The organism is Streptomyces sp. NPDC004647 (genome assembly GCF_040609575.1).
Lineage (GTDB): Bacteria > Actinomycetota > Actinomycetes > Streptomycetales > Streptomycetaceae > Streptomyces.
This window is the reverse complement of sequence record NZ_JBEXKU010000079.1, coordinates 20,632-33,951: the sequence shown is the minus strand read 5'-3', so window position 1 is coordinate 33,951 and position 13,320 is coordinate 20,632. Positions and strand designations below refer to the sequence as shown.

General features: G+C 71.1%; 7 protein-coding genes. 1 reads left to right on the top strand and 6 read right to left on the bottom strand.

Annotated features, from left to right (window positions below):
* The 6 genes from ABZW18_RS27800 to ABZW18_RS27775 form a co-directional block, all read right to left on the bottom strand.
* The coding region (locus tag ABZW18_RS27800) for an SDR family NAD(P)-dependent oxidoreductase (RefSeq protein WP_356192469.1) at positions 1-7,430 on the bottom strand (7,430 nt) is incomplete at its 3' end.
* A gap of 70 nt (positions 7,431-7,500) precedes the next feature.
* Positions 7,501-8,814, bottom strand: a complete 1,314-nt coding sequence (locus ABZW18_RS27795) for a methylaspartate mutase (RefSeq protein ID WP_356192467.1) — start codon at positions 8,812-8,814, stop codon at positions 7,501-7,503.
* Positions 8,811-9,299 (bottom strand): cobalamin-dependent protein, encoded by a 489-nt coding sequence (locus tag ABZW18_RS27790; RefSeq protein WP_356192464.1) that lies wholly within the window; start codon positions 9,297-9,299, stop codon positions 8,811-8,813. Before ABZW18_RS27790 ends, ABZW18_RS27795 begins: the two co-directional genes overlap by 4 nt.
* The gene (locus ABZW18_RS27785; protein ID WP_356192461.1) at positions 9,296-10,534 is read right to left on the bottom strand and encodes a type III PLP-dependent enzyme; all 1,239 of its coding nucleotides are present in this window, start codon (positions 10,532-10,534) and stop codon (positions 9,296-9,298) included. Before ABZW18_RS27785 ends, ABZW18_RS27790 begins: the two co-directional genes overlap by 4 nt.
* A complete protein-coding gene (locus ABZW18_RS27780) occupies positions 10,531-12,015 on the bottom strand; it encodes an AMP-binding protein (RefSeq protein WP_356192472.1) in 1,485 nt (494 codons plus the stop codon). Before ABZW18_RS27780 ends, ABZW18_RS27785 begins: the two co-directional genes overlap by 4 nt.
* A 167-nt stretch (positions 12,016-12,182) precedes the next feature.
* Positions 12,183-13,031, bottom strand: coding sequence for a mycofactocin-coupled SDR family oxidoreductase (locus ABZW18_RS27775; protein ID WP_356192458.1), 849 nt, complete (start codon positions 13,029-13,031; stop codon positions 12,183-12,185).
* A 170-nt stretch (positions 13,032-13,201) separates the two neighbouring features.
* Between ABZW18_RS27775 and mftA the strand changes: the two genes are divergently transcribed.
* On the top strand, positions 13,202-13,315 hold the full coding sequence (gene mftA, locus ABZW18_RS27770; protein ID WP_356192455.1) for a mycofactocin precursor MftA: 114 nt from the start codon (positions 13,202-13,204) through the stop codon (positions 13,313-13,315).
* The last annotated feature ends 5 nt before the right edge of the window (positions 13,316-13,320 follow it).

The following is a 13,320-nucleotide window of genomic DNA, read 5'->3' as shown; positions in this document are numbered from 1 at the left end:
AACTCCGCATCCCCGCCCCACACCACCTCCCCCAGCCCCGACTCCAACTCCCCCAACACCGCATCAAACGCCTCCGCAAACACCGGAAACGCCTCATACAACTCCCGCCCCATCCCCAAACGCTGCGCACCCTGCCCCGTAAAGAGGAAGGCCGATTTGCCAGCTGTCGCCAAGTCGATTCCGCCGTCGCCGTCGCCGTTGGCCAACGCCTCAAGTGCGCTGGCCAGTTCGGCGCGATCGGCGCCGGCCGGTGCGGCGCGGTACCCCAGGGCGGCGCGCGTCGTGGCGAGCGCCTGCCCCGCCGTGGCGAGCTCGTCGTCGAGGAGGGTGTCGAGGAAGCGGCGCAGCCGCCCCGCCTGCGCGCGCAGGGCCTGCGGCGTCTTGGCCGATACGGGCCAGGCCACCACCGCGGGGGTCTGGCCTGGGGCCTCATGGCCGGTGACGGCCGTCGGCGCGGGGCCGGTGGCCTGTTCGAGGATGACGTGGGCGTTGGTGCCGCTGATACCGAAGGAGGAGACGCCCGCGCGGCGCGGACGGCCCTGGTCGGGCCAGGTACGACGCTCGGTGAGCAGTTCGACGGCGCCCTCGGTCCAGTCCACCTGCGGCGTCGGCTCGTCGACGTGCAGGGTCTTGGGCAGTTCGCCGTGCCGCATCGCCATGACCATCTTGATGATGCCGGCGACACCGGCCGCGGCCTGGGTGTGGCCGAGGTTGGACTTGACGGAGCCGAGCAATAGCGGTTCGCCGCCCTGCGGGCGTTGCTGTCCGTACGTCGCAAGGAGCGCCTGGGCCTCGATCGGGTCGCCGAGCGTGGTGCCGGTGCCGTGGGCCTCGATGGCGTCGATGTCCGCGGCGGTGAGGCCGGAGGCAGCCAGCGCCTGCTGGATGACGCGCTGCTGGGAGGGCCCGTTGGGAGCGGTGAGCCCGTTGCTGGCACCGTCCTGGTTGACTGCGGAGCCCCGTACGACCGCCAGGACCCGGTGGCCGTTGGCCTCGGCGTCGGAGAGACGCTCCAGGAGCAGCATGCCCGCGCCCTCGCCCCAGCCCGTGCCGTCGGCGGAGGCCGCGAAGGACTTGCAGCGGCCGTCGGCGGACAGGCCGCGCTGACGGTTCATGTCGATGAAGGTGTCGGGGGTGGACATCACGGTCACGCCGCCCGCGAGGGCGAGCGAGCACTCGCCCTGCCGTAGGGCCTGGATCGCCCAGTGCAGGGCGACCAGCGAGGACGAGCAGGCGGTGTCCACCGTCACGGCGGGACCTTCCAGGCCCAGGTTGTAGGACACGCGGCCGGAAACGACGCTGGCGAGACTGCCGTTGCCGAGGTATCCGGCGACGTCCTCGGGGACCGTGCCAAGACGGGTACCCCAGTCGTGGTACATGACGCCGGCAAAGACGCCGGTACGCGAGCTGCGGGCCGACTCGGGGTCGATGCCGGCGCGTTCGAAGGCCTCCCAGGAGGTCTCGAGCAGCAGCCGCTGCTGCGGGTCCATGGCCTGCGCCTCGCGCGGGCTGATGCCGAAGAACTCCGGGTCGAAGTCGGCGGCGTCGTAAAGGAAGCCGCCCTCACGGGTGGAGCTCTTGCCGGGTGTTCCGGGCTCCGGGTCGTACAGGTCCTCGACGTTCCAGCCGCGGTCCTCGGGGAAGCCGGAGACGGCGTCGCGGCCGGCCGCGACGAGGTTCCACAGCTCCTCCGGGGAGGCGACGCCGCCCGGGAAGCGGCAGCTCATGCCGACGATGGCGATGGGCTCGTCGGCCGCGGCGAGCGCGACGGCCGGCTGCGGCACGGTCTCGGCGGCACTGGCGGACGCGACGACGAGCTTGCTGCCCAGATGCTCGGCGAGGGCGCGCGGCGTCGGGTAGTCGAAGACGAGGGTGGCGGTCAGCCGCTGACCGGTCGCGGAGTTGAGGCGGTTGCGCAGCTCGACGGCGGCCAACGAGTCGAAGCCGGTTTCGCTGAACGGTCGCGCGGGGTCGACGGCCGCGCCGCTTTCATGGCCGAGGACGGCCGCGACCTGGGTCCGTACGAGGTCGAGCAGCGCCTCGGCCCGGTCCGCCTCGGAGAGCGCACCGAGCTGCTGGGCGAGGGACTGGCCGACGGAGACCGCGCCACCGGAGCCGCCGGGAGCGGTGGCCGCCGCGGCGGTGCGGCGCGCCGGGACCCGGACCAGTCCGCTCAGCAGCGGGGGGATGCCGTCGGAGCGCTCCTGGAGTGCCCGGGCGTCGACCCGCACCGGGACGACGGTGGCCTCGGTGGTCCGGAGCGCGGCGTCCAACAGTGCGAGGTTCTCGTCGGGGGTCAGCGGTTCCAGGCCGAGCCGGGCGATGCGCTGAAGCGCGGCCGAGTCGAGGGCGGCACCCATGCCGCTGTCGCCGGCCCACAGGCCCCAGGCGAGTGATGTGGCAGGCAGCCCCTGGGCGCGGCGGTGGTGGGCCAGGGCGTCCAGGAAGACATTGGCCGCCGCGTAGTTGGCCTGGCCGGCGCCGTCGAGGAAGCCTGCCGTGGAGGAGAAGAGCACGAACGCGGAGAGGTCGAGACCGCGGGTCAGCTCGTGCAGATGCCAGGCCGCGTCCGCCTTCGGCCGCAGCACGGCATCGAACCGCTCCTGGGTGAGCGAGGAGATCAGACCGTCGTCGACGATGCCCGCCGCGTGCACCACACCTGTCAACGGGTGCTCGCGGGGTACGCGCGCCAGCAGCTCGGCGAGTGCGCCACGGTCGCCGACGTCGCACGCCTCAATGGCGACTTCGGCACCCAACGCGGCCAGGTCGGAGCGCAGTTCGGCCGCGCCCGGGGCTTCGACGCCACGACGGCTGGTGAGCAGCAGATGCCGTACGCCGTGCTCGGCCACCAGGTGCCGGGCCACGAGCGCGCCCAGGCCTCCCGTACCGCCGGTGATCAGGACCGTGCCGTCGCCGCCCCACGGGGATGCATCGCCCATGGCGGCCTCGGCCCGGGCCAGGCGCGGGACCAGCACCCGGCCTTCGCGCAGGGCCACTTCGGGCTCACCCGCGCCCGCCGCGGCGGCCACCAGCGCTGCCGAGTCCTCGCTCTCGTCCAGGTCCACCAGCACGATCCGGCCCGGGTGTTCGGCCTGCGCCGCCCGCACCAGACCCCACACCGGCGCCTGCACCACATCGACCGGCTCGTCCGGTCCGGTCACCACGGCGCTACGCGTCACCACGACCAGTGTGGAGTCGGCCGTCCGGTCGTCCGCCAGCCAGGCCTGCACCGAGCCCAGGACGGCAGCCGTGACGCCGCGCACGCCCGCGGCCGTCTCACCGGCCGAGTCGACTCGCAGCACGGACTGCTCCGGCACGGAACTGTTGCCGTCGTCGCCCAGGACCTCCCCCACCGACGGCAGTCCGGGTGAGTGCGTCGCCGGCTGTGGTCCCGGCACCCACCCGACCCGCAACAGTGCGTCGCCCGTCCGCTGTGCCGCCTTCAGCTGTGCGGTGTCGACGGGCCGCAGGAGGAACGAGCCGATGCGGGCCACCGGCGCGCCCGTCGTGTCGGCGAGCTCCAGGGAGACCGCGTCGGGGCCGGTCGCCGCGATGCGCACACGGACGGCGGCAGCCCCGGTGGCGTGCAGGGTGACGTCGGTCCAGGCGAACGGCAGCCGCGTCACGTCCGGCACCGGTTCGGGCGAGGCGAAGTCCGTGGCGTGCAGCGCCGCGTCCAGGAGGGCGGGGTGCAGGCTGAACGCGCCCGCCTCCGCGCCGATCTCGTCGGGCAGAGCGACCTCGGCGAACACCTCGCCGCCCTGCCGCCAGACCGCACGCAGCCCGTGGAAGGCCGGACCGTAGCCGTAGCCCTGGTCGCGCATGTCGTCATAGAGCGTGGATATGTCGACCGGCTGGGCGCCGGCCGGCGGCCACTGCGCCAGGTCGAAGGCGGGCTCGGCGGCCGGCCCCGGCGCGAGCACACCGGATGCGTTGCGGGACCACTCGGCATCCGCGGGGGCGTCCTCGGGGCGCGAGTAGAACTCCACCGCACGGTGTCCGTCCGCGTCCGCGGCGGCGACCACGATCTGCAGGGCGACCCCGCCGGTCTGCGGCAGCAACACAGGCGTTTCGAGGGTGAGTTCCTCGACCCGGCCGCAGCCGACCTGGTCACCGGCCCGTACGGCCAGCTCCACCAGGGCCGTGCCGGGCAGCAGGGCGACACCGGCGACAACGTGGTCGGCGAGCCAGGGGTGCGAGCGCAGCGACACCCGGCCGGTGAGGAGGACCCCACCTCCGTGCGCGAGGCTCACCACCGCGCCGAGCAGCGGGTGTTCGGCGGCGATCTGTCCGAGCTCGCCCGCGTCGCCCCGGGTCTGCGGGGCGCCCAGCCAGAAGCGCCGGCGCTGGAACGCGTAGGTGGGCAGCTCGATACGACGGGCCGCGAAGCCGGCGTAGTGCGCGCCCCAGTCGACGCGGTGCCCGCGGGTGGCGAGCCGGCCGACGGCGGTGAGCAGTTCGCGCTGCTCGTCGCGGTCGCGGCGGAGCGCGGACACGAACGCGATGTCGTCGGCAGCGTCGGTGACGCACTCCTGGCCCATGGCGGACACAACGGCGTCGGGGCCCAGCTCGAGGAAGGTGGTGATGCCGGCGGAGCGCAGGAAACCGATGCCGTCGGCGAAGCGTACCGCGGCCCGTACGTGCTCGACCCAGTAGTCGGGCGAGCACAGCTGCTCGGCGGTGGCGGGTGCCCCGGTGACGTTGGAGACGACGGGGATGCGCGGCGCGGCGTAGCTGAGGATCTCAGCGATCCGGCGGAACTCCGCCAGCATCGGCTCCATGAGCGGCGAGTGGAAGGCGTGGCTGACGCGCAGTTGCTTGGTCTTGCGGCCGCGCCCGGCGAGCTGCGCGGCGACCTCCAGGGCGAGGTCCTCGTCGCCGGAGATGACGACGGAAGCGGGGCCGTTGACGGCGGCGATGCTCAGCCGGTCCTCGTGGCCGGCGAGCAGCGGCAGCACCTCGTCCTCGGCAGCCTGGACCGCGACCATGGTGCCGCCGCGCGGAAGCGCCTGCATCAGCCGACCGCGCGCGGCGACCAGGGTGGCGGCGTCCTCCAGGGACAGCACCCCCGCGACGTGCGCGGCGGCCAGTTCGCCGATGGAGTGGCCGGCGAGGTAGTCGGGGCGTATCCCCCAGGAGTCGACAAGCCGGAACAGCGCGGTCTCCACAGCGAAGAGTGCGCACTGGGCATACATCGTCTCGTTGAGCAGCTCGGCTTCCTCACTGCCGAGTTCGGCGAACAGCACGTCCCAGAGGGAGCGTTCGAGCTGGAGGTCGAGATGGCCAATGGCGTCCTCCAGCGCCTTGGCGAAGACGGGGTAGGTGTCGTACAGCTCGCGGCCCATGGCGAGCCGCTGGCTGCCCTGGCCGGTGAAGAGGAAGGCCAGTCGGCCGGTTGCCGGGGTGCCTTGCAGCAACCCGGGCGCCCCGCTGCCGTCGGCGACAGCCCGCAGGGCGCGGGCGAAGTCCTCGCGATCGTCGGCCAGGGCGATCGCGCGGTGGGAGAGCGCGGCGCGCGTGGTGGCGAGCGAATAGCCGATGTCGGTGAGCGCGGCGTCCGGTTCGCGGTCGAGGAAGGCGAGCATACGATCCGCCTGGGCGCGCAGGGCCGGGGCGCTCTTGGCGGACAGTACGAGGGGGAGCAGGCCGGGAGCATCCTCGGGTGACGGCTTCGAGGCGGACCCGGCCGGCAGACCCGGCGCGCCCTCGGTCGTCGGGCCCGGCGTTTCTTCGGCCGCGACGTGGTCGTCGTCCGGCGTGGCTGCCGGCGTCGGTGCCGGCGGCTCCTCGATGATGACGTGAGCGTTCGTGCCGCTGATGCCGAACGCCGAGATGCCCGCGCGCCGCGGCCGGCCCTCCGTCCGCCACGGCAGGGCCTCGGTCAGCAGCCGCACATCGCCCGCGGACCAGCGGATGTTGGGCGAGGGTTCGTCGACGTGCAGGGTCTTGGGCAGTACGCCGTGCCGCATCGCCATGACCATCTTGATGACGCTGGCCGCGCCGCCCGCCGCCTGGGTATGGCCGAGGTTCGACTTCACCGATCCGAGCCACAGTGGGGAGCCGTCGGAACGGCCCTGGCCGTACGTCGCGATGATCGCCTGGGCCTCGATGGGGTCACCCAACGTGGTGCCGGTGCCGTGGGCGTCGACGGCGTCGACGTCGGCCGCGGTGAGCCCCGCGGTCGCCAGGGCCTGTCGGATGAGCCGCTGTTGCGAGGTTCCGCTGGGGGCGGTCAGGCCGTTGCTCGCGCCGTCCTGGTTGACGGCGGTGCCGCGGACCACGGCGAGCACGGTGTGGCCCTGGACGCGCGCGTCGGATAGGCGCTCGACGACGAGCAGCCCGACGCCTTCGGAGAATCCGGTGCCGTCCGCGGCAGCCGCGAATGCCTTGACCTGCCCGTCGGGGGCCAGGCCGCGCTGCCGGCTGAACGCGGTGAACATGCCCGGGCTGCCCATCACGGCGACGCCGCCGACCAGCGCGAGCGAGCACTCGCCGCGGCGCAGCGCCTGCGCGGCCAGGTGCAGGGAGACGATCGAGCCGGAGCAGGCGGTGTCGACGGTGACCGCCGGGCCCTCCAGGCCCAGGATGTACGCGATGCGGCCGGAGGCGACGCTCGGCGCGTTGCCCGTCATCAGATAGCCGTCCAGCCCCTCCGGCGCCTCGTGCACCCGGAGGCCGTACTCGTGCACCTCCGCGCCGATGAAGACACCGGCCCGGCTGCCGCGCAGCGACGTCGGGTCGATGCCGGTCCGTTCCAGCGCCTCCCATGCGGTCTCGAGGACCAGCCGCTGCTGCGGGTCCATGGCGAGGGCCTCGCGCGGGCTGATGCCGAAGAAGTCGGCGTCGAACTCGGTGGCGTCGGCGAGGAATCCGCCCTTGTTCACATAGCTCTTGCGGGGGGCGTTCGGGTCGGGGTCGTACATGCCCTCGACGTCCCAGCCGCGGTCGGTGGGGAAGTCGCCGAGCACATCGCCGCCCTCGTCGACCAGCTGCCACAGGCCCTCCGGCGAGTCGATGCCGCCGGGGAAGCGGCAGCCGATGCCGACGATGACGATCGGGTCGCTGTCATTTACGGCCGCCAGCTGCACCTCGTCGAGCACGGAGTCACCGTCCTCGCCGACGAGTTCGGTGCGCAGGCGGGCGGCGAGCGCGGCCGGGGTGGGGTGGTCGAAGCCCACGGTGGGCGGCAGGTTCAGGCCGGTCGCGGTGTTGATGCGCTGGTGCAGTGCGACCAGGCCCAGCGAGTCGAGGCCCTGCTCCTTGAAGGGCCGTTCCGCGTCCACCGTTTCGACCGTCTCCGACCGTATGGTGCGCAGCACGGTGAGTGTCTCCCCACGCACCAGGTCGACCAGGACACGGAGCTGTTCGGCGGCCGGGAGCAATTCCAGCCGACCGATCACATCGGACACCGAGGTTCCGGACCCGCTCATTCGCACACTCCACACCTGTAAGAAGAACTGCACCTGAGATTAGGGCGGAATACGGTCCGCCCCACACCCCTTAATCGGCCCCTACAACCAATTCGTTCACGTCGTTCGACGGCTCGTCGTACTTTCCCCGCATGTAGAAGAGATCCGCGAGGAGTCCCGCGGAGGTGACGCTCCGCGCCCCGCCCTTTTCCACAGCAGCACCGAGCGGCAATGCGCCCGTATCAGCCCACTGGAGTCTTCCTTCGGAGTCGATATAGCTGCGGGTGGCGCCCGCGTTGTCCGGGTGCAGGCAGTACGGAATGTCGAGGTATCCGCGGCGGAAGGCGGCGGTCAGCGCTTGTCCCACGTCGTCGTCGAGATCGAGCACGGCCTCGGCGAGCGCCCGCGCCTCCACATACGTACGGGAGTCGTGCAGCAGGTCCGGGCCCGGCTCGTGGTGGGTGCGGGTCGCCGTCCGCCCGGCGTACTCCAGCGCGAGGACGTTCTCGGCGACGGTGGGGATGCGCCGCGCTTCGGAGACCGTCTTCACGATCAGCCGCTCGCTGCGGGTGGTGACGGCCAGCTCCGCGGCCTGTTCGAGCAGCCGGTGCGCACCGCGGAAAGACTGGGGATACACGCCCATGTACGCGTAGATGACCACGTGCCAGTTGTCGGTGGGCAGCAGCTCCGCGCTCAGTCTGCGCAGCGCAGCCACCGCTTCCCTGTCCTGCTCCGTGCTGGTCTGCTGGGCATAGCTGAGCGACAGGCTGCGGATGCCGTGCTGCGCGAAGAACAGCGCTTCGAGCACGCTGATGGCCACCAGCTGTCCAGGCGGGCACAGCTGACCCATCATGCAACCGCCGAAGGTCTCCAGATGGGGCTCTGCGCCCATGTCGCGCAGCCGGACGAACAGCTCGCAGCAGGCCTTCCAGTTACGCACGGCCTCGGCGAGCGGGGTGCGGCCGTAGGGCAGGCAGTATGAGACGGGGCCGCCTTCGGTCGCGTTCAACCGCAGCCGCACCAGGGCCCGGAAGATGTCGATCGGTGTCGCCGAGCCGTGTCTGACCTGGACCGGGAAGCCGCTGTCGCGCACTCCGGACAGCAGCCTGCCCGTGGTGGCCATGGGGTGGCTGACCAACGGGTAGCCGTTGAGGTCGCTGCCGGCCCGCAGCGCCGCCTCCACGGCTCCCAGTTCGCCGAGCCGGGTATAGCTGTCCAGGGTGATGGTCCCCACGGTCGTCGCGTTCGCGGCCTTCGTCGCGAGCAGGCCCTCGCGCATCTTCACCGAATCGCCGAAGCCCATACGGGGCTGGACCACGAGCCGTCCGGAGCCGCCTGCCCTGCGGACGAATTCCCCGAAGTCAACCGGGTACTGGTCCGCCGATTCCAGATACTGACCGGTCATGTTGCGAGTTCCCGCGGTGCCGTGCCGAGAAGTCCGTTCAGCAGGGAGGGGAAAGCCGTGAAGGGGTCGGCGCCGTCCTCGAATACCGCGTCGAATCCCGCGGCTGTCAGTTCCTGTGAGTACGAAGAGCCTTCGCTGCCCGTGGTGCCGAGCTTCCCGCCGATAACGGCCGGCGTGCCGGCGAGTTCCGGTGTTTCCCGCAGACGTTTGATGACGCGCAGCCCGTCCTGGCAGCCGTGCCCGTTGACGCTGCTAAAGACAATCATTTCGGGGCGGATCTCAGCGCAGCGGGAGACCACCAGTTCGTCCGGCACGCATGGGCCGAGATTCACCACGTGATACCCGAGTTCTTCGATGAGCAGCTGCAGAAAGACCAGATTCCAGGTATGGGAGTCGGAGGCACCCGTGGTGACGACGACGGTTCCCTTGGCGGGCCGGACCGCCGCGGCGGCGCGGACCGGGGGTGCGGTGAGCGCCCGGTTCATACGGGCGTCCGTATGTGCTCGATACGGGAGACATGCAGCACCTCGTCACCGCGGACCACGGCCTCGGTCGGCGCGGGTCGGCCCAGGAACATCAGCAGGCTGGCGGTGGGCCCGTACGCACCGGTGTTGGGGATGGTCAGGACATCGCCGTCGGCGGTCTCGGGCACCTCGATCTCGCGGCCCAGGATGTCGCCGGGTGTGCACAGCGGGCCGACCAGGCTGGCCTTCTCGGTGGCCCGTCCGGCGCCGTCGGTGTCGACGACCACGGAGACGGGCAGCAGCCTGCCGAGCCCCGACATGCCGCCGAAGGTGTTGATGCCCGCGTCGAGGATGACGAACTTCCGGCCCCGGCTGACCTTCACGTTGCTGACTCCGGCGAGCAACGTGCCGCTGTCGCCGACCAGATAGCGGCCGGACTCCACCGCGACCCGGGGCTCGCCCTGACGCCAGCCGGGGAAGGTCGTGTCCAGCTTCTCCTCCAGCGCCGCGCGCAGCCCGGGGTACTGGGCGCGCGCGCCGGCTTGCGCGTACGGAACGGAGAAGCCGCCGCCGATGTCCATCATCCGCAGTCGTACGCCCAAGTCCTCCTGCATGGCGGCAGCCACGTCGATGCTGCGCAGGAACTCCCCGATCAGCGCCTTCTCGTCGCGCGCGTTGCTCTGCGAGAACAGATGCAGCCCCGCGACGGTCACCCCCGGCACGTCGCGCAGCTGCGCGGCGATCTCGGCGACGGTTTCGCTGTCGATACCGAACTGGGTGGGCGTACCGGTCATCCGGATGCTGGTGCTCGCGCCGGCCGTGGCGCTGTTGATGCGCAGCAGGGCGTCGGCGGTCACGCCGTGCGCGAGTGCCGCTTCTCCGATGTGCGTGAGGTCCGAGAGGGATTCGGCGGAGAACAGGCGCACCCCGTCCACGATGGCCCGGGCCAGCTCGCCGCGGGTCTTGCCGGGGCCGGTGTAGAGGATGTCGGTGCCCGGGTAGCCCGCTTCGAGTGCGGCGGCCAGCTCGCCGGTCGAGCTGATCTCGGCCTTGCACGCCGGGCCTTCGCCGGTACGCAGCGCCCGTACGAGTTCGACGTGCGGGTTGGCCTTGAAGGCGTAGAACACGTCGAACGACTCGGGCAGGGCCCCGAAGAGGTCCCGGCGGGCGGCGTCCACCCCGTCCAGGTCGTAGACGTACAGCGGGGTGCCGTACTCGGCCGCGAGCTTCTCCAGCAACGGGGTGTTCGCGGTCACTGGGCACTCTCCTCAAGCAGCTGTGCGAGTTCTTTGCGCGCGTTCTTGCCGTGCGCGGTGAGCGGGAAGTCGGCCAGGACCTTGCAGACGGCCGGGACCTTCGCGGGCTCCAGGCGCTGCGCGAGCTCCTTGAGCACCGAGCGCGCTTCCAGGTCGCTCTCCACGAACAGCGCGAGGTCGTGCGGGTCGCTCGGCGGGAGCGCGGCCGCCGCCCGTACGCCGGGGATGTCCATGGCCGCCGCCTCGATCTCGACGGTGGACATCCGGAAGCCCTTGCGCTTGAACATGTCGTCGCGGCGGCCCTGGAAGTAGAGGTAGCCGTCGTCGTCGAGATGCCCGTAGTCGCCGGTGTGCAGCCGGGTCCGGCCGGTGTCCTCGTCTCGGCGGAAAGTGCGGGCGGTCACCTCGGGGTTGCGCCAGTAACCGGGCATGACGTGCGGGCCGACGGCCACGATCTCGCCGACCGTGCCGGAGGGCACCGGCCGCCCCTCCTCGTCCAGGATCAGCACCTCGGTGCCGGGCAGCGGCAGCCCGACGGCACCGGGGCGCTCCCGGTCCTCCTCGGGCGGCATCACCGTGATCCGCTTCGCCTCCGTTTGCCCGTACTGGCGTACGACCCGCGCGTCGGGGAAGTACTCGCGCAGCGTGTCGATGGTGGACTGGGGAAGCGCGGCGCCGGTGTTGGTGAACAGCCGCACCGGGGGCATGCGTTCCCCATCGCGCCGGCAGAGCCTCACCAGCATGGTGGCGAGCGAAGGCACCAGGGGCACCACGGTCGCCCCGGTCTCCCGCATGCGGCGCAGCATCAGCAGGTCGGACCCGCCGTCGGCGAGAACGATCTCGCTGCCGCTGATGCACGTCATCAGGACCTTGTAGAGGCCGTAGTCCCACGACATCGGGAAGCGGCAGAAGACCACGTCGTCCGAGCGGTAGCCGAGGGCCTTCACCAGCATGCGGCCGGCGAAGGTGACCTGGGCGTGCGGGCAGATCACGGCCTTGGGGGCGGCGGTGCTGCCGGAGGTGTAGATGAGGGTCGCGATGTCGTCCGGCCGCACCGGCACCGGCGTGGCGCGCTCGCCGCGCTCCGCGAGGTCGACGACCTCGGCCCACACCTCGGCCATGTCGTGCACGGGGGCGGTGGTGAGGGGCTTCAGATCCTGCCGGCCGGGCGTGTCGCCAATGACGAGGCCAGGTTCGGCACTGCTGAGTACCGCGCTCAAGTGGAACGGGCGCATCGCCGGGTTGAGCGGGACGAAGGCCGCTCCGCGCCGGGCCGCGCCATAGAACATCGCCGCGAGCTCGCGGGTGGTCTGCAGCTTGACGACAATGCGGTCACCACGCCCGATGCCCTGCCGCTCCAGCCAGGCCGCGAAGGCGTGGCTGTGGGCGTCCAGCTGACGGTACGTCCACTCGCCCGCCTCGTCACGAACGGCCCGGGCATCCGGCGCGGTGGCCACTGTCTCGTCCAGCAGGCCGTGAATGAGTTCGCCGCCAGAAGCGTTCCCGGAATCTTCGGGTGTCGGGTACTCAGGGGTTCCCAAGGCCGCTCTCCTGCCGTGATGTGTGAAACAAGACCGATTGGGACTGCTGCCACGGTAGGGAGTCAGGACCGGCGGCCCACACCCCTAACTCCCCCTACCGATAATTTCTACAGACCCTGTTTTACAGTCGCCCCTGCGTCGACCTTCAGATGCAGGCCGGTCACATAACGGGACTCGTCGGAGGCCAGATAGACGACCGCGTGCGAAACGTCGGATGCATTGACGAACGGAATCTTCATCGACTGGATTTCCGTGAACACCGGGTCCACGTCCTCGCGGGAGGGGTTCTCCAGATCGGGCCGGAAGGTGCGGTACACCCCGTCGTTGAGCAGCATGTGCGTATCGACATTCGTCGGATGCACGGCGTTCACCCGCGTGCCGACCGGCGCCAGCAGCTGGGAGAGCGTGTTCACGTACTCGACCAGGGTGTGCTTGGCGAAGCGATAGCCGGCGAAGCCCGGCCCCGCGGGTGACACATCGGCATGGCCGGGCTGGAGGCCGGTCATCGAGCCGATGACAATGATCGATCCACCCTCGCTGAGGTGCGGAATCGCGGCGTGCACGGTGTTCAGCACCCCGCCGAGGTTGATGTCGGCGGTGGCGGTGAACGCCTCGATGGGCCGCCCGGGGCCGATCGGCAGGATGCCCGCGTTGGGCACCACGATGTCCAGCCCGCCCAGTTCGGCGACGCCGTCGTCGATGGCGGCCCGCAGCGCGTCGCGGTCCCGGACGTCGGCCACCTTGGTCACCACCTTGCGGCCGGCCTTCTCCACCAGCCGTGCGGTCTCCTCCAGTTCGGCGCCCCCCGCCATCGGATACTCGACGACGGATATGTCCTCGCACAGGTCGATGGCGATGATGTCGGCGCCTTCTTCGGCCAGCCGCACGGCATGGCTGCGGCCCTGCCCGCGAGCCGCTCCGGTAATGACGGCGACTTTTCCTGAAACCCGGCCCATGGGCCCTCCCGGAATGAGTTCACAGACTGTCGGGAGCGACAGGCCCCCCGGCTTTTCTAGCGTCCGAAAGGGCGTGGCGAGCGCTCCGCCCACCCCTAAATGTTTAGGGGTGGATTTCTCCTCCTCTTCTGCGACGATCGGTACGCCATGCGGCGAAGGAAGGAGTTGCCATGTCCGAGACCGATGTGGAGACCGCGGCCGATGCCGCGGAGGAGGAACTGCTCATCGAGGACGAACTGCTCGTCGAGGAAGTCTCCATCGACGGAATGTGCGGCGTGTACTGAGCCCG